Raw genomic sequence first — 20,602 nt, 5'->3', positions numbered from 1 at the left:
TCATTTGTTATTTAAATCAGGATTATTGAATAACTTCATATGTATTGTAATATTTACACTATATCAATTACAAGTATGAAGGCACCGGAAAGAGCCTTACACAAAAGGCTCTCCGGCTTCACCACTATTTAAGCTCTTTTAATTTTCTTGTCAGTTCCTTAAATCTACAATCAAGTTCTTTATATGATTGATCTTTTGGAGTCATAAAGCTGAGTTTCCCTAGAACTTCTTGTCTCTCTGTTTCAAGCTTTAACTGCAATTCTTCTAAATCACTTGATTTTTGTGTAACCTCACTTAGTTGTTTTTGGATAGTCCTATTATCAAGAACAAGTTTTGTATTTGTCGTCTTATCCAAAAAATATCGGTCATGAGAAACAATGATTAACGTGCCATTATACTCTGCCAAAGTCCTTTCTAACTGCTCTCGGGAAGGTAAGTCAAGATGATTGGTAGGTTCATCCAATATGAGCACATCTTTTTCTTCTAAAATATATCTCATCAGTTTACACTTTACTCGTTCACCCATGCTCATATTTTGAAGCGGTTCCTTCCATTGAGAAGCTGTAAAACCTAAATGCTTCATAAGATTTTGAACTTTCCCTCTTGCCTTAAAGGTTTCTTTGTGAAAAAGGTCCCCCGGTGTTTTTTCCAATGGTAAATCAAATACTTCTTGTGTCAAATAACCAATGGTTGCTGTTGGAGAAATCCATACATCTCCATCTGACGGTTCCTGACCAAGTATGATTTTTATCAATGTTGTTTTACCACTTCCATTCGAACCAGTAATAGCGACCTTCTCACCGTGGAGAATGGTAAAATTAACGTTATTAAATAGCACTCGACCATCAAAATTCTTTGACAAATCCTTCACTTCTAGAAATCGTTTCCCCACCTTGTTATGATTTTCAATCGTAAAACGAACATCATACTCTGCTTCAACCCGCTCGACTTTCGCTTTTTCTAACTCTTTTTCAAGACGCTTTCGTTTAGACTGAACTTGAGCATCCATGCGTTTTGCTTTTACACGCCAGTATTCCTTCATTCCTTCTTTTTTGGTTGATTGAGCGTGACCTTTCTGAGACCAAGAAGTGAGCTCATTTATTTGAGCTTCAATACGTTCGACCATTTGTTGTTGCTTCTCATATTCTCGCTGCTGGGAATGTCTTTTCTGTTCACGAGCTAACATATAACTCGAGTAATTTCCATTATGTTCAAAAATTTTAGTCCCTTCAATAGACCAAATTTTTGTTACTACTTTATCTAAAAAATACCGATCATGGGAAACAAGAATAATCGATCCTTTATAAGCTTTTATTTGTTCAATCAATAGTTGTGAGCCTTGTTCATCTAAATGATTGGTAGGTTCATCCAATAACAAGAGATCAGATTGCTCTGAAAAGCCATGTGCTAATCGAAGTTTTAGCCTTTCTCCTCCACTTAAATTGGAAAAATCAATGTGTGTTGGCAATATCCATTTTTTATAAAACACCGGTGACTCTTCCTCCACAGAAAAGACTTCCGTATCCTGTTCGACTAACGACATTTTCACATTTTTTTCAACCCACTGAATATTTCCTTTAGTGGGAACTAACTGGTTGTATATAACATGAAGTAAGGTTGATTTCCCAGCTCCATTTTTTCCTATAATTCCTATGACATCTCCTTCATGAACATGAACATTTACATCTTTAAAAAGGGTTTCGTCATTTATTTCATAGCTAACATCTTTACATTTAAAAAGTTCTCTCATGATTTCAGCCCCTCGGTTTGCAGGGAGAACAAAAAATCCTCCCTGTTGGATAGGAAGGATTAGTCGTTTCATACCATAGTCAAATAAAGCTTTTCCGTAAAAAAGCTAAGAACCGTATAGATAATGGGCAGACTAATCCTATTTTTTGTGATTTGAAATATGAAATTTCAATCGTTTTAAAATAAGATTAGTTCTTCATCGTTCACCCATCATCCCTTTCTAGTTAGTAAAATTAGTATAACACAGCTCCCTCTATATGGTAAATAATTGTTCTGGACTTACTCCGTATAATGACGGTTTCCTTCTTCATCCATTTCCCAATGAGAGAACCAGTTTTCCCATAGTTCCCATACTTCTGACACAATGAAGTTATGGGCTCTATCTTTTGTCTGAGTATATTTGTACATCGGTGTTTCATTGTTATCGTACCAAGTGTATGTCGTATATCTGTCTTTTGTGGTAACAATAGCATCACTCAGCTCACCAAGTTCGTTTCTATCCAATTTCACAGTCGTATTTGTTTGTCCTTTTATCGTGTGGTCCCAGCTCCAAATATCATATTCACCAAAGAGCAGATAAAACGGTACTTTATCATTTTTCCCTTCAACAGGTCTTAAAAGCGGACCCGAAGTAGAACCAAAAGCAGTAAAGTATTCGGGCATGACGGCACTCGCATAGTTCGTGAACATGGAGCCAAGAGATTGACCAGTTAAATATCGCTTCCCAGGATCAATGTTGTAATCTTTGTCAATTTGCTTAACTATTTCCTCTAGGAAAACAAAATCATTTTGCTTATTAGGTGCGTAGTTAACATTCCATGTTACATCTGTTGATGAATTGTATTGTTCACTAGGCATAACAAGCATAAATCCGTGTTTGTCCGCTACCTCCCACCAATGGCTGGCGTCAAAGAATACTCGTGCCGTTTGCGTGTTTCCTGCAAGTACGAAAACTACCGGAATGTTTTCCTCAGGTGCAGAATCCGGGACATAAACTAAATACTCGCGAGTATATCCATCTAATTGCATTTCCTTGATCTCAACACCCATTTTTTCGTAATCAGGTCTTACACCTAGAACATTTCCGTTAACGGTTGTATTGTCATAGCGCGTATAGTAAGAAAGGAAATTATAAATTTTCTTCGTGAAACCCGTTTTATATACTCCGTTTCCGCCTTGATCAAGAACAGCCACTTTAGAGCGTACATCGCTATAAGAAGTGACAATACGATCAGAATCTTCTTTCTGTATATAAACGGTACTTCCCATCAATCCCTCTGTTGATCCTTTCTCTCCCGATGCAACTGTGTCATTAGCACCTTTCCAGTATTCGACTAAGTTTTCTACGGCACTTGGGTTATCATTTACCAACCAAGTAGGAACAGGAACCTCAGAGTAAGAAATCTCTCTATTTTCAGCAAAAGTTTTTTCTCCTGTCTTCTGAATAAATTCTGCATCAAGATCTTCTGTTTCTACAAAAACAGAGCTAATGACAAAGAGCGGATTTTGCATCGCCCAGGCTTGTAGAGCTGTTCCACCGTCACCATATCCGGCTAAATAAAAGACACCAAAAGTATTGTAATACTTCGTATCTTTTAATACTTTTACAGCTTCATTAATATAGGCAAGTTCTTCTTCCGCACTTCCCCAACCATTCACACCAGGCTCTAGTATGAATAATCCTTCTGATTTCTTATCCGCAATATCCAGCCATCCGCTTTTGTGAAGGAACTCTTCAGTCGTCATACCATCCGGAGCCGCTATGACCGTAAAATAATCTCGGACAGTCGTTTCTGGCGCTACATAGATTTTTACCGTACGCGTCTCATCCCCCACAGTAACATTTCGAGTAAAATACCCGTTTAATGGCAACTTGTTACCTAATGTAATATCAATAGCTGGTTTTTCCATTCCATCTAAGGAAGTTGCTTCTAGTTTAAAAGCATTTTTATTATTTATTGATGCAGCTGAAACTGGCATGACAAGGCTTAGTAGCATTAGTGAAATCACCATCAAAAACATGATTTTTTTACCATTCATCCTATTTCACTCCTAACATATGAGTCTCGTAGGAACCATACCTTTACTACATGGTTCCTACGAACTCAGTTAATATTTTTCTACCGTGAAGGTATAGGTACTTGTTGTTACTTTGTCAGGTGCTACGATGTCAATTTTAATAACGGTGCCGTCTTCAACAGAAACCTTATTAGCTGAACGGTAATCTACTTTTTTGCCATTAATTCTGATTGACTTTACTTTAGTAGACATGGTTGTAGGAATTACGGTGCATTTATAGATGAAAATAAAGAGGCTACTCAAAAGTCACAATTTATTGTTTCTACGAGTCTGCCTCTTTATCTATCTAACTATTTTATTTTTCTAGCTCTGGATCAAAAAATTCACCAAATAACTCCGCATCGGTAGGTTTATCTTCTGGAATTGGTTTCGACACCCATGTATAGTTCATATAATGTTTAAGATTCACATTCTCTGAGATGATGTTTCCTCCCCAAGTTCCACAACCAAGACTTGACGTCATTGGCATACCATTCGTAAATGAACCAGCGTTAGCTTTTGACTGGGGTTGGCGAACCATAATCCGACTCACTGGTGCCGCTAGCCCAAGACGGTGAATATGATCATCGTTAAACGAGTAAATACCACATGAATGACCTTTTCCTCCCACTTCATAAATGGCTCTCATCATATCAAGTGCATGTTCAAACTCACCTTCATATTTATACACCGCTAACAATGTGGTTAATTTTTCACCCGAGTAAGGGTATTCTTTTCCGATTTTATCGCCCTTTACAATGATGAATTTTCGATCTTCAGGAATCGAAAAACCCGCTTCCTTAGCTAGGAGTTGCGGAGCAACTGCGACCGTGTTAGGAAGACGATGCCCCTCTGCATCCCACATAACCGAACGAAGGCTAGCTTTTTCGTCATCATTCGCTAAATATCCTCCAACTTTCACCAATTCTTCTAGCACCGCTTCATATACCTTGTCACTAATAATTAAATTTCCATCTGCAGAACAACCAGAACCAAAGTCTGATGTTTTGCTGAGCATAGTGTTTAATGCCGCTTCTTTCACATCAGCTGTATCATCAATGATCATGGTAGAATTACCGGCTCCTACACCGTAGGCCGGTGTCCCTGAACTATACGCACTTTTGACCATATCTTTCCCACCCGTAGCAAGGACTAGATCTGACCTTGACATAAGTGCTTTTGTCATTGGGATATTAACTAATGTTAAACACTGTAGAAGATCAGCTGGTGCCCCTTCCCTTTCAAGCGCTTCCCTCATGAGCCTAACCGTTTCAAAAGTCGTTTTTTTCGAACGAGGATGCGGTGAAAAGATAACCGCATCTCGTGCCTTTATGGCATAAATAGCGGTACCTGCTGGAGTTAGATCAGGATTCGTTGTTGGCACAATCGAACCGATAATACCTACGGGCTTCGCATATTTCACAATTCCTTTTTCAGGTATTTCCTCAATAGCACCCACGCTTTTTTGGCGGAGGGCATCTCGCAAAATCCCTCGAATTTTCATTCGTTTCCCCATTCGACTTACACGGTCACCTAGCTTACTTTCCTCAATTCCCATATCAACTAATTCAGAAAAAGTTTTTTTATTGGATACTGCCCATGCGACTGCCTGGCATAAGCGATCCAGCTTTTCCTGACTATAAGACTCAATGATCTCCATTGCCTTTCTTGCTTTTTCAAACGCGAGATCTAATTCCTTTTGTTGGTCTTCCGTGAGTTCGGTTTGTTTTTTGACTGCATTGGTAGACAATAACATTACCTCCTACAAATTTGATAGCTTAGTAGATCGATCTTATTAATGTTAAATAGAATCATAGAACCCTTACTTTTATTAAACAGAAACGTGGTGGACACTTTTCCCAGGAGAATAGATATCCATGATGTTCCAATGTCCATCGGTAGGTACTGGGTTATTCAGCATCGCTACATCAATAACGACTGGCTTATTCGCTTTGATGGCTTTTTCTAAGGCTGGTTTGAATTCTCCTGCAGACTGAACCTTAATCCCTTCCACCCCGTAAGCTCTAGCAATTGCTGCATAATCTGGAGAGTAAGGTTCTCCATCCTTTTGGAAGACAGTCCCTAAGGTCGTACCAAAATGTGCTTTTTGCAGACCTGCGATCGTGCCAAATGCAAAATTATTCATAATGACCCAAACAACCGGGATGTTTTCCTCTGCTGCTGTTGCTAATACTGCTGGATTTTGACCAAAACCACCGTCACCCACTAATGAAACAACGACTCGATTAGGTGCCGCAATTTTTGCACCGAGTGCTGCTGGTGCTCCAAATCCCATCGTAGCATACCCTCCAGGTGTAAGAATGGACCCAGCCTCATAAATAGGAAACTGCTGTCCTACTCCATTTTTATTCCACCCAACATCCGTTGTAATAAGAGCATCTTTCGGGAGGACTTGACGTACTTCATCAACAATCCGTTGTGGCATCATTGGAAATGATTCATCTTCAATAAACTTTCGATTGCTTTCTTTAAATTCTTTTCGATTTTTCAAAATTTCTTCTTTTAATGTATCAAGAGAATCACGTTGTACCCCATACGGGAACATTTCTTCCGCCACTTTATTTAATACGGTTAAGGCCTGTTTTAGATCAGCGACTACACCAATTTCAACTGGGTAGTTCCTTCCAATTTCGCTCGGATCAATATCTATTTGTATTAATTTCGTTGGAGGGAAGTTGAACGTGTATTCTGGTTCCCATGAACTACTATCTGCCTCGGCAAAGCGAGTACCTAAACCTAAGACGTAATCTGCGGCCTTGCATTTGTCATTAATAAATTTAGTTCCCCAAAAACCTGTCATACCTAGAGTCAATGGATGATCATCAGAAACGGCACCTTTCCCCATTAAGGAATGGGCTACTGGCATATTCAATCGATCTACTAATTCTCTAAGCTGATCTGCTGCATCTGCTAATAAGATCCCTCCACCTACGTAAAAGATCGGATTTTTCGCTTCAGCTAGCGTTTGGATGATTTTCTTTGCTGTTTCGTTGTCAATTGACGGCTTATGAAGATTCTTTGCATTCAGCTTCTGTTTTTCAAAGTAAGAGGTTTCTAACTCTTTTGAAAAAATATCCATTGGAACGGAGATTAAGACTGGACCTGGATTTCCGCTTTCAGCTAGTTGAAAGGCTTTTTCTAAAATCTCTGGAAAGAGATGTGCACTATCGACTCTCCATGCTCTTTTAACAAAAGGACGATAGATTTCATATTGAGTGGCATCCCCATGTAAATTTACTTCTTGATGTGGATGCTTGCCGTAGTAATGAGTTGGCACATCGCCAGCAATAACAACCATTGGTATTGAATCCAAAGCAGCATTCGCCACTCCCGTTGCCGCGTTTGTAAGTCCTGGACCTAAGTGGCTTAAAAGAACGGCTGCTTTTTTCTTTACCCTCGCATAGCCATCAGCCATATGCGCGGCAATTTGCTCATGTCTCACATTCACAAACTTAATTTTGCTATTCTCCAAAGCAGAAAGTACGGCAATATTTGTGTGACCACAAAGTCCAAAAATATGTTCAATGCCTCTTTCTTCTAGATAATTTACCAATTGATAAGATATTAACTGTTTCATATATGGCCTCCTTTGAAATCTAATAATATTTTGCCGCACTGACCTGAGATGGCGTATATATATGCCTTTTTAAACTCTTTAAGAGGGAAAATATTAGAAATAATTGGCTTTACATCAAAATCATCATTAAGCAGATAGTCTACACACTTGGAAAAATCTTCCGGAAAATTATAAATAATAGATCCATGTATCGTAATTTCATTTCTTACAATCTGTACAATTGGCAGAGTTGCTTCTGGAGTTAAACCTATCAAAATAACGGATCCTCCTTGTTTAACCACTCCTACCGCTTGTTCAACAGCCTGTTTTACTCCAGCTGCTTCAATTACAACATCAAACTTTTCGTCCTTCACTTCATGTGCTAAAACAGTATGAACCCCAAAAGCGGCTTTTACTTTTTCTAGCTTTGACTGGTAAATATCTATCGCAGTAACCTTCGCACCAAGAAAGTTGGCTAAAGCGATTGAGAGCATTCCCTCCGTCCCGCACCCAATGACTCCTACCGTTGTACCTTTTGTAATAAAAGCTTTTTCAAAAGCATGAGTTATTACGGCAAACGGTTCAATTAATACTGCTTTTTCATCTTGTAATTCCTCAGGAATTGGAAGGACATACTTTGATGAAATGGTAATCTCTTCTGAAAAAATCCCATCCACATTGACCCCAAGAGATTCCTTAAAAGAACAAATATTTCGATACCCTCTTTGACAATTCTCACATTCGCCACAAAAAGTATTAGGTGTAACAACAACCTTTGTTCCAGTTTTAAGATCGACCTTTTCACCGACCTCAATAACTCTCCCGACTAACTCGTGACCAGGTCGAACCGGGTATTTTGCGTGACCAATCTTTCCCTTATAAACACCAATATCAGAACCACAGATTCCACCATAAATGAGTTTAATTCTAACTTCGTTTTCTTTAAGAGGGGATTCAACTGGAAATTCTTTTAGTTCTAGTTCCCCGGGGTTTTTCAAATGTAATCCCCACATAAAATAACCACCACCCAAAAAATCTTTTAGATCGATCCAAAATAAAGAAAGCGTTAACATAATAGTACCGTTTGTTACAATGAATAGCAATCAAATTTTAACTTTATAACTGAAAATATAAATTAATCAGAAAATTAAAGTCCGATTTTTTTGCGTAACGATTTCTCCTCGGTTGCATGAATAGAAAGAAAGTCTTTTGCAGTTTCCAAGCAGCGTCGCGCGTACTCTTCATAGCCTAGCTCTTTTACTCGTTTAATATTTGGCATTTCAATCGAGCATGGTGTATTCACTGGTATACTGTTTACGATACCAGCAATATCGACTCCCCCTTCGCCAACATAGAGACGTTCCTCCCTAAGGATCCGCTTCATTTCATCCACTGATGTTGGTGCTTGAGAAGGAGCATCGCATAGATGGAAGTAACGAAAGTAAGAACTAGGAATTTTTTGAAGGTCCTCCAGTTGATCTCCTGAACGGTGAAAATGGTGCGTATCGATCATAATTCCCGCGTTCGATCGATTTGCAGAATGAAGAATATTTAGCGTATCTGCAAGACTCCTGACACTTGCTATGGGTACAAATTCAAGTTCAACTGTTAGATCAAATTGCTTAGCAAGATCACATACCTCGCCAAATTTCTCAATCGCATAATTTCGGTTATCTGTCCAAATACTGCTTAGAACATGGCGTCCACCTAACTCTGCAGCAACTTCAAAAGCTGGCAAGTAGTTTAATGGATCCATTCCATCAAAAATTCTAGCTAACTCAATATCTAGTAACCTTAATCCTGTGTCTGCAAATGCAGCCTTTGTATCTCTCATCATTTGTTTATTATTTGCAAGGTCATAATTGGGCTCTCCGGGTAATCCCATATTAATAGGCCGAAGACTCACAAAATCATAACCCGTTCTTGAAGCAATATAAATCATTTCCGCTGGAGTGCAATTAAGTGCAGTAAGATGCGCAATTGAAAATGGTCTGGTCATCATTTCCCTCCCCAACATACAAGACTAATCTTATTTACTCAATTATTTTTCTAATTTTTGTTGACTTGTTACCTTTGTGTGTAAAAGAGCTGATGGACCCGCTTTCAACATATAACTCTCACTTCTGCAACCTAGCTTCTGTTTTACGTCTTTTGCAGTGTGGATAACCTTACTAAGATCCATCCCTGTTTCAACTCCCATTTCATGAAAAGCATAAACCAGATCTTCGGTCGCGACGTTTCCTGTTGCTCCAGGTAAATATGGACAACCTCCTAGTCCGGCTATCGAACTATCAAAATGAACAATTCCCTGTTGCAACGCACTAACCGCATTTGCAATGGCGAGACCTCTTGTATTATGAAGGTGCAAAGTAAATAAAATATCAGGAAAAGCATTACGTAAATGGCCAAGCATTTCATATACTTGCTTTGGATTTGCAGTACCAGTCGAATCCGCCAATGAAATTTCTTTCACACCCATAGATTCGTATTTATATACAATCTGATTTATTCTTTCTTGAGGAACTTTCCCCTCAAACGGGCATCCAAAGGCTACAGATATAGATCCTCCCACTTCTATACCCTTCTTCTGTGCTAATTCAATGATTGGATAAAAGCCATTCTGCGCTTCTTCCGTTATACAATTGGCATTAGAGATACTATGTGAGTCAGTGGCAGATAACATGAGCTTTATCTTTTTTATGCCTGCCTCAATGGCCCTTTCTGCTCCTTTAACGTTTGGTACCAATGCTCTAAATTTAATATTTTTCAAGGCATTACATGATCTAACAACCTCTGTCGCATCCTTTAATTGAGGTATTGCCTTTGGATGAACAAACGACGTAATCTCAATTGTAGTTACTCCTGTTTCTGCTAACGACCGAATGATTGATACTTTATCTTCTGTAGGAATCCATTGATCATTTATCGCTTGGAATCCGTCACGAGGAGCAACTTCGCAAATATACGCCCTTGAAGGTAGCGCGAATACTGTTGGATTGTTCATACATTCACTCCTTTGCCTAATAGTTATTACCGTACATAATCTGTAAATAAGTTATTATATCGATCTAATAAAATATTAAAAAAATATGTTAAGTTAGATCCCCACCTTTTAACCATAGTAATATCAATAAAGAAAGCGTTACCATAATAATACATGATTTCCGATTGTTTGAAAACACTTTTACTGAATTTTCCCAATAATTTAAAGTGAATTGGGTGTTGATGAAGTGTTTTAGCTTGATACATCTTCGGTAGATCGATCTAAAAAAATAATACTTATCACCTACAATTACAATTAAACTTACATATCAAACAGGGAGCGTAAAGGCTCCCTTTCATATTACAACATCAGTTACGAGGACTTTCTTACTACCAGTTCAGGCTGCAAGATAATTCGCTGGGTATCACGTTCTTGATTGACAATTCTTTGGTGAAGCAGAATCGCCGCCTGGGAGCCTATAAGTCTAGCATATGATGAAACGGTAGTTAATGGTGGGTTATATAATGGTGCCTCATTATTATTATCGAAACCAACAACAGCAAGATCTTGCCCTGGTTTTAATCCGGCATCATTTAAACCAAGCATGACACCATGTGCGACTAAGTCATTAAAACAGAAGACAGCCGTAGGTGGATTTGCCTGGAATAACACTTTACGAATTGCTCCCATTCCGCCTTCTCTCGTAACAGGACTTTCTACAATAAGTGTCTCATCGATGTCTAAACCTGCTTGTTTTAACGCACTACAATAACCACTTCGCCTTTCCTTCCAAGCGGTTGAATGGGAAGTTCCACCAAGAAATGCAATCCTTCTATGACCTCTATGAATTAAGTGATTTACAGCCATTTGAGCTCCCACTGCGTAGTCAATTCCTACATAATCACAGGAAACGTTTTCAATTTCTCGTACGGCTAAAACAAGTGGGATGTCGATCGCCTTCACCCGTTCTATACTATTTCCTGAGCTTTCTGAAACAGGACATAGAATGATTCCTCCAACCCGATGTTCGAGCATTCTAGAAATAAGCTGTTCCTGTTTCATATCCGAGTCAAAAGTAGTACCAAGAAATACAGTATAACCCGCTTCCTCTAATGAATGATGAACACCTCTAAGGAGTTCTGCGTAAAATGGATTCGCGATATCGGTTATTATTAATCCAACTGTCGAAGAAGACTGTGAACGCATATTGGCAGCAACTCTGTCATACACGTAGCCTAACTCATGCATTGAATTCAATACCTTCTGTTTGGTCTTTTCTGCAATTTTAGAACTGCCACGAACAATTAATGATGCAGTCGCTCGGGAAACGCCAGCATGATTTGCTACATCTTGCAGAGTTACTCTTTTTTTATGCGTCATCAATAATCACCAGCTCACCAAAAATAATTTAGTCTCTATTCTGTAACTTAAATACTACAATTAAATATTAATATACTATTACTATGTAGTATATAAGTATCAGTGTCAACTTTGTTATTCCATAAACTCAACTAAAAATAAAGACACTTGTGGTATATAAGTTAAAATAAGAAGTGTAATAACCATTGCAACGAAAAATGGCATAACCGCTTTCGCAAGTGATTCAATTGAAATCCCTGAAACACCAGACCCCACAAATAAATTTACTCCTAGCGGGGGAGTAATAAAGCCTATAGCCAAATTAACAACCATTATTAAACCAAAGTGAATAGGGTCTACTCCAATATTCATTGCTACAGGTAATAAAAGTGGAGTTAAAATAATAATAGCAGCAACCGTGTCCATAAAACATCCTACAATTAAAAGTAAAATATTAATTAACAGAAGAATAATAATCGGGTTACTAGAAATAGAAAGTAATCCTTCTGTAATTTGACTCGGAATTTGTTCGACCGTAAGTATTCGGCCGAATGCAGTTGCTGTTCCAACAATAAGCATAATCGTTGCTGTAGTAATACCACTATCGACCAGCATTCGAGGAATATCTTTAATTTTAAGTTCTCGATATAAGAATACACCAGCGATAAACCCGTATACCACGGCAACTCCAGCTGCTTCGGTAGGAGTAAATACCCCTCCATATATTCCCCCTAATATAATAATTGGGACTAAAAGTGCCCATTTTGCATCCCAAGTGGCTTTCAAGAAATCTTTAAAAGTGCTTTTTCCAATTCCTTTGTACCCTTGTTTTCGGGAATATATATACGTCCAAATCATTAAAGCGATACCTACTAATATTCCTGGTAGGATTCCAGAGATGAACAACTTCCCTATAGATTGACTTCCAACTACTCCGTACATAACCATTGGGATACTTGGAGGAATGATTACGCCTATAGAACCCGCCGCACAGACAACTGCTGTTGCAAATTTCTTATCGTATCCTTGTTTAATCATTGCGGGTATCATGATTCCTCCAACAGCAGCTACAGTAGCAGGACCTGACCCTGAAATGGCTGCAAAAAACATACAAGTAATAATTGCTGCAATGGCAATACCACCTGTTTTGTCTCCAACAATCGTATTAGCAACTTTAAATAATCTATCAGATAGCCCGCCCTTCCCCATAATCTCCCCAGCTAAAATAAAAAAGGGAACTGCCAATAGAGGGAATGAATCAATTGAAGTGATTAAACCCTGTGCTAAATATTCTAATGGCATAGAGCCCGTGTATAAAATGGTCACTAATGTTGATAATCCAATTGAAATTCCAATTGGCACGGTAAGTATTAAAAAAAGTGCAAGACTGCCAAATAAGACAAGTGCTGTCATCGTTTTCCCCTCCGTTTCATTACATTTTAAAAATAACAACAGAGCAGTTATTGCTGTGGAGCTTCTTTCCCAATAAGAATTTTTACCTGTTGGATAATTTGCTGAATCAAACGAATAGCTGTTAATCCCATTCCAATTGGTCCAGCTAAGTAAACAAAACCAACTGGCAAACTAAGGGCAGGTGACAATTGCCCCCATGTAAGAAGCTTCATTGTAATTTGGTATCCATAAATCAGGCCAAAAAGGGCAAATACCAAAAACAATAAATTCCCTACTATCCTCAAGGTCGCTTGTGATTTTCCTTTTAGGGCTAAATAAAGTACATCTACACTCATATGTTTTTGTTTTTTCACTCCATAGCTGATACCTAAGTACACTAACCAAATAAAGCAGTACCTAGCTAGTTCCTCTGACCAAGGTAATGAATTCTCTAGGACATATCTCATAAATACCTGAACAGCAATAACAACTACCATAACAAAAGAAAAAATGCCTATAAATAACTCTTCAAAATGCTCGTCAAGCCAATGCAACAATTTCATCATCCATTCACCTCTTTCTAAAGGTAGAATAATCTTTAAGTGATTTCATTTATTATGTATTACGAGAGATAAGATTAGAGCTTAAGGGGATTTCCCCCCTTAAGCTCGGTGTAGCTTATTTTTTCAAGTTATTTATTTCTGCTAATAATTCGTCTACAAATTCCTCTCCAATACTAGCAGAATACTTTTCATAAACTGGTTTAACCTTTTCAAGGAACGCTTCCTTTTCTTCGTCTGTAATATCAGTAACCGTCATACCATTTTCAGTTAGGAATTTATATCCATCTTCATCTTCTTTTTGGTTCAACTCTCTTTGATGATCTCGAGCTTCATCAGCGGCTTCTTGTACTGCCTTCTTTTCCTCATCACTTAATGTATTCCAGAAATCTTTACTAATTAAGAATGGGCTAGCATTATATACATGGCCGGTCTTTGATAAGTATTTTTGTACTTCATAAAATTTATTAGCTGTAACATTTCCTACTGGATTTTCTTGGCCATCGACTACCCCTTGCTGTAATCCTGCAAATAATTCTGTGAACGCCATTGGAGTTGGGTTAGCACCTAATTCAGACCAAATATCCATATGGAGATCATTTTCAAGAGTTCTAATCTTCAAACCTTTTACATCCTCTGGTGTTTTTACTTCCTTAACACCATTTGTTAAATGTCTAAAACCATTCTCCCAATAGTTTAACCCTATTACATTCTGACTCTCCAACTCTGCTAATAAATCAGACCCAATCTTTCCATCTAATACTTCATAGGCAACTTCAGAATTTGGAAATAAGAACGGTAAGTCAAATACATTAAACTTAGGAACAAACTGAGCGATTGGTCCAGTTGACATGGTAGTTCCTTGAATGGAACCAAATTGTAACGATTCAAATACCTCACGATCGCCACCTAGTTGACCATTTGGATATACTTCTACTTTTATGGATCCATTTGTTTTACTTTCTACTAATTCCCCAAACTTTACTAACCCTTTTGTAAGCGATCGATCTTCTGATGTTACAACTGCTAATTTCATTAATTTTTCACTGGTATTAGCATTTGAGTCGTTTGGTTCCTCATTTTTCTCATTATTTGTAGATTGTTGTGAACACGCACCTAGAATCATTAAACATAAGACTAATAATAAAGATAGAGCTCTTTTCATTTCTCATTCACTCCTTATTGATAGTTTTAGAAACTGAACATTAACATATCTTGAACCCACTTAAAAAGATAACGCTTTCAAAAATGTAATGAAGTAACTCAGACCCCTCTTTGTTTGTGTGAAAAATTTAGATAGTTTAGCCATTTAGAATGCGTTTTCATTAATGAGATCGATTTAATTAAATCTCATTTCAGCTGAATCTCCCCCTCTCTTACCTTCTTCATCTAACTTTTAGGATATAGTTAGAAAAAATTAAATCGATCTAATTTATATCCATAATTTCTCTGTGTTTATAGTATATAACAGATAAATTGAGTAAAACAACTATTTTTTAAAAGATTCTCAATTGTGTGTTAATTAAAGTTGCGCTAGTTCTTATTAAAATAAAGCATTATCAACCATTTTTTTACTTTCTTTTTGGATTCTAACACTAATTTGATTCATTACTGGACACTGGAAACATATCGTTAATTATTATATCGATCTAATTTAATTCCTATATACAAAATAAAAAAAAACCATTCGAAGGTTTCATCCTTACAAATGGTTCATAATTCTTTTCAGTTATTTATTAGCATTGGTTAGCTCCAATATCCCTTCTCTTGGAATGACCTTAAATGCATCAGCTAAACTTTGAAGTTGTTTATCAGAAATGGTTTGTTTCTTGCCGCCTTGTGAACAAACAATTGTGTATACCTCTGCTGCTTTTTCAGCGGTTTCGATTAATCCGAACGTTTCGTCTATTGTCGTTCCTGCTCCAAATACCCCGTGGTGAGGCCATAGTATAAGTCTTGTATGTTCCATTTTCACAGCTGTCTCTTCACCAATTGCATCTGTTCCTGGAACCATCCAAGGGATAATAGAAACACCATCTGGGAAAACAACGATACATTCTGTACACATTTCCCAAAGAGTTTTTGTAAAATCTTTTTCGTCGAGACTGTGTGTAAAAGTCATTGCTAGCAAATGAGTAGCATGGCAGTGCATGATTACTCGATGGTTTGGGTCTACAGCTAAGCGTTTCATATGGTTCATTAAGTGTGTAGGTAATTCACTCGTTGCTACGCCTCCATCTTCAAAGCCCCATAGAATGTCATAATTTCGGCCATCCTCGGTGATTCGGATCAGCCCAAGATTTACGGCTGGATCATTCGTTACGTTTTTAAAATATTTTCCTGAACCAGTTACAATAAAATATCGCCCAGCTAGAGAAGAAGCATTAAAATTCATTGGTATAGTACGGACCTTTTTATTTCCATCTAGATATGGATATACTTCTTCCATTGTTAATAAATAACTAATGTTACCACCATTTCTTTCATCCCAGCCTAGACGATATAAATTAGCTGTAGCATCTTTCATTTCCTTAACAAATTTAGATTGTAAAATATCTTTATTCATTATACTCACCTGATTCTTTGTTTTTGTTTTTGTTTGTTTATACCATTATAATACACTCAGACAAAAGATAAATCAACAAAACCAAACAATATATATTTGTTTATTTTTGTTTTGTTCATAATTCTGTCAAAAACCCATACAAAAACAATCAAGTAAGAATGTACGCACGGAGGTTAGAAAGCTAATGGAAGTGCCTCCTGCTGAATCAACAGGGACACTCCCACTCCGTTTAGTATTTTTTTAATTCCTTAACAATCTCATTAATACGTTTTTCCACTTCATAAAGGTTCTTCTGCATCCTTTCACGCCGACCAGACAAGACCTGCAATTCCTGTTTCAATTCTTCTGCTTTGCTCATGACTTTCCCCTCCAGATAATGATAGAACATGACCGTTTTATTATGTGATTAACCAAGAATCCTATTAATTTGATTTGTATTCTGCCAGATAGGAATTTGGACCAGCATGCTTATATACGGTTATATATTAAATGGTTTCATTAGCACACCCTTTCAATCACACAAAAGATGGAATTAAACCACATTCATTTGGGAAACTTAGAGTTGGAGGAGGTGGTACATATGCCAAGAGTTGGAGTTGAAGAATCATTATCGAATATCACGAGCGCCCTTCGTGAAAAAGGATACGATGTAATTGAACTAAAACAAGAATCTGATGTACAAGGCTGTGAATGCTGTGTAGTTACTGGGATTGACTCAAACGTAATGGGAATGTCTGATACTAGCATTCAAGGGCCAGTAATTGAAGCAAACGGTCTTTCTGCTGATGAGGTATGTCGTCAGGTTGAGCAAAGAATGGGAAAATAAGCAGAAAACAATAGAAATCGGTTGGGAAAACCCAACCGATTTCATATTTTAACAGCTTGTTTTGTAAATAATGGGGTTAAGGCTCTTGTTTCATCCACATGTATAAAACAATCGTACCGGTCTGAAACTCTAGTTGGAACATAATTCCCTAAATGCTCTACTTCAGGATTATATACTACCCCGATGGCACGATGGCCTATGACATCATTAAACAGCTCTCTGTTATGATCATCAAACAGAAAGTATTTATTAAAAGGACCAGCTTCATGGAGTAAATACTCCCAGCTTCCCATTCTGGCATTTGGAACAGGGAGCACCTCAACCGTTCCTCCCCACTCGCGTGCAGCAATTACCGTTCCACGATGTGTACCAAAACCAACTGAATATACACTATTTCCATGTTTCTCTCTTAACAATTGGCCAACATTTACTAATCCTTCCTCCGCCATATCTGTAGCACGTGCATCTCCTAAATGGGTATTATGCTCCCACACTACGCATTTCGCCTTTTTGGGGTGTGTTGCTATGATTTTTTCAAGTGCGGTTACCATATGACCATCTCGTATATTCCAGTCATCTGGTCCCCTTTTAGCCATGGCCCGATAATATCGCTCCGCATTTAACATCACCAAGCTGTTTATATCGATATTTAACCCTTGCTCATTACTCCCATCATATTTAAACTTATTTTGTTGAAGCGTTACTAAAACATTTAGCACTTCCTCTGTACAACCTTCACCATAAAATGCGGCAGACACCGCATAGTCTTCCGCTTTTCGGTTAAATGGTTCAAAGCATTCGAAAGCTTTTTTCGCTGGTTCCACTAGAGAAGGTGACACTTTTTCTAGCTGGAAAATGATCTCATCCATCGACTCCCAAAGACTGTACACATCAATTCCATAAAAACCAACTTGGGAATGAGTCCTTTCGTTATGCTGCTTTAACCAATTGATAAAATCCAAAACTTCTTCATTTGCCCACATCCATGTCGGCCAGCGGTTAAAATGAGAAAAAGCTTCTTTTACTTCACCATCACGATAGCCCTTTACATACTCATTGACCGTAAAACAAGACGGCCAATCTCCCTCGATAGCAACAAAGGAGAAGCCCTTTTCTACTATTAATTTCTTTGTGATTTCAGCTCGAATTTTATAAAATTCACTGGTACCATGGGTTGCCTCTCCTAATAAAACATAGTCTGCTTCCCCAGCTACCTCAATTATTTCGGATAAATCTTCATAGGTGTCAAAACGAACGGAATGATTTTGAATATCCTTAATTCTTTTGTCATTAATGCGCATATGTCCCCTCCTATTATAGCTTTATATTTTCCATACAAAGATGAATAAAGCATGGAAATTCCTGCAGAACACCTATCGCATAAACAAGAGAAAATTGTCAAAGCCTATAAAAAAGGAGATGATAAGGTTGAAAAAAAATAACGAATACTTAACCAATGCAGCCAGGCAAAACCAAGTGACCATCCAAAATGGCGGTGGTTTTCCTAATTTAAAAAATATTCCTGGCGATTCCGTTGATGAGCACAAAGATCAAGAATTAGCAAACCAAATCATTACGGGAGATGAAATTAAACAACAAAACGAAAACTTATAAAAAAGCACCCCATAAGGGTGCTTTAACGAAGAGGTCAGCCCATACCTGGCTGGTGGCTTTTTAATTGCTTGTTAATTAGATCATCTCTTTCCCCGCCATCTGCTAGTTCTTCTGAAAATTCATGGGTGTTTAAACTCTTCTGTCCCACAAGCTTTGATGTACGAATGGTTTTAGGAGAAAGATTATTGTTTGGTGCCGCTTGTTCATTCCAGTCACTCATTTTCATACCTCCTTACTATTTTGTACATTTTAGGTTTCTGCGCTACACTAAAACTATGCACGAAAAATTAGAAAGAGGTGTAAATTCATGACCAATCAAGAAATTGAACAAAAGATTTCAGAACTTAAAGTGGAATATGTACAAATTCAAAACGATATTGAAAAGCTTGAAACCTTTAATCAATCTGTTGAAAAACTTGAGGGAAGGCTACAGGAAATTGAGAAAGAATTAGCCTACTATCATTCGATGGAAAAATAAGAAAAAAGTGGCTCTTTTTAAAAGCCACTTTTTTAATTTACATAAAATTATTATTGTAAACATTTAAAAGAGAAAACGACAGCCTTCGCTGCCCGTTTCTTTTAACGACGGTGTTGCACTAAGTCAATGACCCCTAAAACGACATGTGCTAAGCCGAAACCAAAAACCGTATTTGCAACCATTTTGTTGGATCCACGTTTTTGTTTCAATGCATAACCAGTAGCAGTCACAGCAGAACCTAATGCAGTTGGAATTAATCCTTCGCGTATATTCATCGCTCAAATCCCTCCACACATCGTTATTGGGTGATGTTACACCCTCCTTATTGTTCACTTATCGGATAGGTTGTTATGCTAGCAACTTTATTTTATCCAACCCTCGAAAAATTTTTCATATCCTTTTTTCATTACAGTACTAGAGAATGCACTAAACGCATAGTCTCGATTGGCGCTTGATGTTTGGCTAGGAGAATGTAATGCCATATTTACCAGCTCAAACCAATTTTTCTCATTACCAGCAAAGGAATGTGGTGCACTAATATGGTTGTAGCAAGGATGTTCAGGCTTAACTACAATCTTTCCCATAGATAGTGCCTCGGTTAAAGGCATGGCAAATGTGTCAAACTTTGAACTGCTCCAGTACACTTTGGAAGAATTCATCAAAGTAAAAACTTCGTCTTGTGAAAGAGCAAATTGTAGTTTCACATTAGAAGGGATGTCATATTTTTTCATACTTTCCCTGTATCGCTCACCCCCAAAAACCATAAATACTTCCGTTTGAGGATTTTGCTTTGCATACTCAATTACTAGATCGGGACGCCTGTTTTCTTCATCTCTTCCAATCCACAGGAGTCGATTGTTTACTACTTGGGAGGGGTCATAATATTTGGTTGCCATCTCTTCATTAAAGCCAATGGGTATAACAGTCACATCGTGAACACCAAAGTTTCTCGCCATTTCCCCTTTTAAAAATTCTGTTTGAACGATGGCCTTGTCCACAATAGAGTAAAACGGCTTCATCATTTCATATCCTGTTAATGCTGGATCTGGGAAGCTATGTGGAAATAAAACACTATTCTTTAAAAACATATTTAAAAAAGTAAAACCAGAGACTGTATAAATCACATGGTCTATATTTTGGGAATAGATTTGGTCTAAGACGATATCATAATTGACAAGGTCTCCTTTTTCATGTTCATAACCTGGAAGCCAATCATATCCACTTACATGTCTTTCAGGAGAAATAAATACGATTTCTATCCCCAGTTCTCTTGAGATATCTTTTAAACGTTCAGCAAATATTCGAGGACCTTGTGCCTCACTAAACTGTATCTTTCTCATAACTAAACCGACTTTTGTCATTTATTCCAACCCCAATACATCATTCAATAAAATGATTTTAACATATTTATAAGGCAAATTATTTTGATAAGTATCAATT

21 protein-coding genes are annotated in these 20,602 nt (G+C 37.6%); 3 read left to right on the top strand and 18 right to left on the bottom strand.

What is annotated here, in order from left to right; genetic code table 11:
- Nucleotides 1-124: 124 nt before the first annotated feature.
- The 14 genes from abc-f to MKX65_RS09350 all read right to left on the bottom strand — a co-directional run bounded on the left by abc-f (nucleotide 125) and on the right by MKX65_RS09350 (nucleotide 16,602).
- Nucleotides 125-1,750 (bottom strand): ribosomal protection-like ABC-F family protein, encoded by a 1,626-nt coding sequence (gene abc-f / locus MKX65_RS09415; RefSeq protein WP_160547905.1) that lies wholly within the window; start codon nucleotides 1,748-1,750, stop codon nucleotides 125-127.
- A 278-nt stretch (nucleotides 1,751-2,028) separates the two neighbouring features.
- Nucleotides 2,029-3,789, bottom strand: coding sequence for an alpha/beta hydrolase-fold protein (locus MKX65_RS09410; protein ID WP_160547904.1), 1,761 nt, complete (start codon nucleotides 3,787-3,789; stop codon nucleotides 2,029-2,031).
- A gap of 69 nt (nucleotides 3,790-3,858) precedes the next feature.
- The gene (locus MKX65_RS09405; RefSeq protein WP_160547903.1) at nucleotides 3,859-4,020 is read right to left on the bottom strand and encodes a hypothetical protein; all 162 of its coding nucleotides are present in this window, start codon (nucleotides 4,018-4,020) and stop codon (nucleotides 3,859-3,861) included.
- A gap of 103 nt (nucleotides 4,021-4,123) precedes the next feature.
- Nucleotides 4,124-5,557, bottom strand: a complete 1,434-nt coding sequence (locus MKX65_RS09400; protein ID WP_340903385.1) for an aldehyde dehydrogenase family protein — start codon at nucleotides 5,555-5,557, stop codon at nucleotides 4,124-4,126.
- Between the two features lie 81 nt (nucleotides 5,558-5,638).
- Nucleotides 5,639-7,405 carry a thiamine pyrophosphate-dependent enzyme gene (locus tag MKX65_RS09395; protein ID WP_160547901.1) on the bottom strand — a complete coding sequence of 589 codons (1,767 nt, stop codon included), beginning with the start codon at nucleotides 7,403-7,405 and terminating at the stop codon, nucleotides 5,639-5,641.
- Nucleotides 7,402-8,397 carry an alcohol dehydrogenase catalytic domain-containing protein gene (locus MKX65_RS09390; protein WP_160547900.1) on the bottom strand — a complete coding sequence of 332 codons (996 nt, stop codon included), beginning with the start codon at nucleotides 8,395-8,397 and terminating at the stop codon, nucleotides 7,402-7,404. The genes MKX65_RS09395 and MKX65_RS09390 overlap by 4 nt, the downstream gene beginning before the upstream one ends.
- Before the next feature lie 134 nt (nucleotides 8,398-8,531).
- Nucleotides 8,532-9,383 (bottom strand): TIM barrel protein, encoded by an 852-nt coding sequence (locus MKX65_RS09385; RefSeq protein ID WP_160547899.1) that lies wholly within the window; start codon nucleotides 9,381-9,383, stop codon nucleotides 8,532-8,534.
- 42 nt (nucleotides 9,384-9,425) lie between these two features.
- Nucleotides 9,426-10,388 carry a hydroxymethylglutaryl-CoA lyase gene (locus MKX65_RS09380; RefSeq protein ID WP_160547898.1) on the bottom strand — a complete coding sequence of 321 codons (963 nt, stop codon included), beginning with the start codon at nucleotides 10,386-10,388 and terminating at the stop codon, nucleotides 9,426-9,428.
- Nucleotides 10,389-10,739: 351 nt separating this feature from the next.
- Nucleotides 10,740-11,747, bottom strand: a complete 1,008-nt coding sequence (locus MKX65_RS09375; RefSeq protein ID WP_160547897.1) for a substrate-binding domain-containing protein — start codon at nucleotides 11,745-11,747, stop codon at nucleotides 10,740-10,742.
- Nucleotides 11,748-11,861: 114 nt separating this feature from the next.
- Nucleotides 11,862-13,139, bottom strand: coding sequence for a TRAP transporter large permease subunit (locus MKX65_RS09370; RefSeq protein ID WP_160547896.1), 1,278 nt, complete (start codon nucleotides 13,137-13,139; stop codon nucleotides 11,862-11,864).
- A 47-nt stretch (nucleotides 13,140-13,186) separates the two neighbouring features.
- Nucleotides 13,187-13,684, bottom strand: a complete 498-nt coding sequence (locus MKX65_RS09365; RefSeq protein WP_340903382.1) for a TRAP transporter small permease — start codon at nucleotides 13,682-13,684, stop codon at nucleotides 13,187-13,189.
- Nucleotides 13,685-13,796: 112 nt separating this feature from the next.
- Nucleotides 13,797-14,843 (bottom strand): DctP family TRAP transporter solute-binding subunit, encoded by a 1,047-nt coding sequence (locus MKX65_RS09360; protein WP_160547895.1) that lies wholly within the window; start codon nucleotides 14,841-14,843, stop codon nucleotides 13,797-13,799.
- A 564-nt stretch (nucleotides 14,844-15,407) separates the two neighbouring features.
- The gene (gene rhaD / locus MKX65_RS09355) at nucleotides 15,408-16,244 is read right to left on the bottom strand and encodes a rhamnulose-1-phosphate aldolase (protein ID WP_160547894.1); all 837 of its coding nucleotides are present in this window, start codon (nucleotides 16,242-16,244) and stop codon (nucleotides 15,408-15,410) included.
- Between the two features lie 229 nt (nucleotides 16,245-16,473).
- Nucleotides 16,474-16,602 (bottom strand): hypothetical protein, encoded by a 129-nt coding sequence (locus MKX65_RS09350; RefSeq protein WP_340903379.1) that lies wholly within the window; start codon nucleotides 16,600-16,602, stop codon nucleotides 16,474-16,476.
- Nucleotides 16,603-16,824: 222 nt separating this feature from the next.
- On the opposite strand from MKX65_RS09350, the gene MKX65_RS09345 reads away from it, so the two are divergent.
- Nucleotides 16,825-17,070, top strand: coding sequence for a YkuS family protein (locus tag MKX65_RS09345; RefSeq protein ID WP_160547893.1), 246 nt, complete (start codon nucleotides 16,825-16,827; stop codon nucleotides 17,068-17,070).
- Between the two features lie 41 nt (nucleotides 17,071-17,111).
- On the opposite strand, the gene MKX65_RS09340 is transcribed toward MKX65_RS09345, so the two are convergent.
- Nucleotides 17,112-18,371: an erythromycin esterase family protein gene (locus MKX65_RS09340; protein WP_340903378.1), complete on the bottom strand. Its 1,260-nt coding sequence runs from the start codon at nucleotides 18,369-18,371 to the stop codon at nucleotides 17,112-17,114.
- 127 nt (nucleotides 18,372-18,498) lie between these two features.
- Between MKX65_RS09340 and MKX65_RS09335 the strand changes: the two genes are divergently transcribed.
- Nucleotides 18,499-18,684, top strand: coding sequence for a hypothetical protein (locus MKX65_RS09335; RefSeq protein WP_160547891.1), 186 nt, complete (start codon nucleotides 18,499-18,501; stop codon nucleotides 18,682-18,684).
- 34 nt (nucleotides 18,685-18,718) lie between these two features.
- On the opposite strand, the gene MKX65_RS09330 is transcribed toward MKX65_RS09335, so the two are convergent.
- Nucleotides 18,719-18,904 (bottom strand): hypothetical protein, encoded by a 186-nt coding sequence (locus tag MKX65_RS09330; RefSeq protein WP_160547890.1) that lies wholly within the window; start codon nucleotides 18,902-18,904, stop codon nucleotides 18,719-18,721.
- Nucleotides 18,905-18,991: 87 nt separating this feature from the next.
- Between MKX65_RS09330 and MKX65_RS09325 the strand changes: the two genes are divergently transcribed.
- On the top strand, nucleotides 18,992-19,162 hold the full coding sequence (locus MKX65_RS09325) for an SE1832 family protein (protein WP_340903376.1): 171 nt from the start codon (nucleotides 18,992-18,994) through the stop codon (nucleotides 19,160-19,162).
- 101 nt (nucleotides 19,163-19,263) lie between these two features.
- Here the strand turns inward: MKX65_RS09325 and MKX65_RS09320 are convergent, their stop codons facing one another.
- Complete coding sequence (locus tag MKX65_RS09320; RefSeq protein ID WP_160547889.1) at nucleotides 19,264-19,437, bottom strand: asparagine synthase; 174 nt, start codon at nucleotides 19,435-19,437, stop codon at nucleotides 19,264-19,266.
- A gap of 87 nt (nucleotides 19,438-19,524) precedes the next feature.
- Nucleotides 19,525-20,523, bottom strand: coding sequence for a glycosyltransferase (locus MKX65_RS09315; RefSeq protein ID WP_160547888.1), 999 nt, complete (start codon nucleotides 20,521-20,523; stop codon nucleotides 19,525-19,527).
- Nucleotides 20,524-20,602 lie beyond the last annotated feature (79 nt).

The organism is Robertmurraya sp. FSL R5-0851, assembly GCF_038002965.1.
Taxonomy (GTDB): Bacteria; Bacillota; Bacilli; order Bacillales; family Cytobacillaceae; genus Robertmurraya_A; species Robertmurraya_A beringensis.
This window is presented reverse-complemented; position numbering and strand designations above follow the sequence as displayed.

Coding starts and splice junctions, on each gene's coding strand:
- MKX65_RS09315 (WP_160547888.1), bottom strand. CDS start 20,523: ATGACAAAAGTCGGTTTAGTTATGAGAAAGATACAGTTTAGTGAGGCA.
- MKX65_RS09330 (WP_160547890.1), bottom strand. CDS start 18,904: ATGAGTGACTGGAATGAACAAGCGGCACCAAACAATAATCTTTCTCCT.
- rhaD (WP_160547894.1), bottom strand. CDS start 16,244: ATGAATAAAGATATTTTACAATCTAAATTTGTTAAGGAAATGAAAGAT.
- MKX65_RS09395 (WP_160547901.1), bottom strand. CDS start 7,405: ATGAAACAGTTAATATCTTATCAATTGGTAAATTATCTAGAAGAAAGA.
- MKX65_RS09340 (WP_340903378.1), bottom strand. CDS start 18,371: ATGCGCATTAATGACAAAAGAATTAAGGATATTCAAAATCATTCCGTT.
- MKX65_RS09385 (WP_160547899.1), bottom strand. CDS start 9,383: ATGACCAGACCATTTTCAATTGCGCATCTTACTGCACTTAATTGCACT.
- MKX65_RS09390 (WP_160547900.1), bottom strand. CDS start 8,397: ATGTGGGGATTACATTTGAAAAACCCCGGGGAACTAGAACTAAAAGAA.
- MKX65_RS09410 (WP_160547904.1), bottom strand. CDS start 3,789: ATGAATGGTAAAAAAATCATGTTTTTGATGGTGATTTCACTAATGCTA.
- MKX65_RS09325 (WP_340903376.1), top strand. CDS start 18,992: ATGACCAATCAAGAAATTGAACAAAAGATTTCAGAACTTAAAGTGGAA.
- MKX65_RS09350 (WP_340903379.1), bottom strand. CDS start 16,602: ATGAGCAAAGCAGAAGAATTGAAACAGGAATTGCAGGTCTTGTCTGGT.
- MKX65_RS09375 (WP_160547897.1), bottom strand. CDS start 11,747: ATGACGCATAAAAAAAGAGTAACTCTGCAAGATGTAGCAAATCATGCT.
- MKX65_RS09370 (WP_160547896.1), bottom strand. CDS start 13,139: ATGACAGCACTTGTCTTATTTGGCAGTCTTGCACTTTTTTTAATACTT.
- MKX65_RS09380 (WP_160547898.1), bottom strand. CDS start 10,388: ATGAACAATCCAACAGTATTCGCGCTACCTTCAAGGGCGTATATTTGC.
- MKX65_RS09345 (WP_160547893.1), top strand. CDS start 16,825: ATGCCAAGAGTTGGAGTTGAAGAATCATTATCGAATATCACGAGCGCC.
- MKX65_RS09320 (WP_160547889.1), bottom strand. CDS start 19,437: ATGAATATACGCGAAGGATTAATTCCAACTGCATTAGGTTCTGCTGTG.
- MKX65_RS09365 (WP_340903382.1), bottom strand. CDS start 13,684: ATGATGAAATTGTTGCATTGGCTTGACGAGCATTTTGAAGAGTTATTT.
- abc-f (WP_160547905.1), bottom strand. CDS start 1,750: ATGAGAGAACTTTTTAAATGTAAAGATGTTAGCTATGAAATAAATGAC.
- MKX65_RS09360 (WP_160547895.1), bottom strand. CDS start 14,843: ATGAAAAGAGCTCTATCTTTATTATTAGTCTTATGTTTAATGATTCTA.
- MKX65_RS09405 (WP_160547903.1), bottom strand. CDS start 4,020: ATGTCTACTAAAGTAAAGTCAATCAGAATTAATGGCAAAAAAGTAGAT.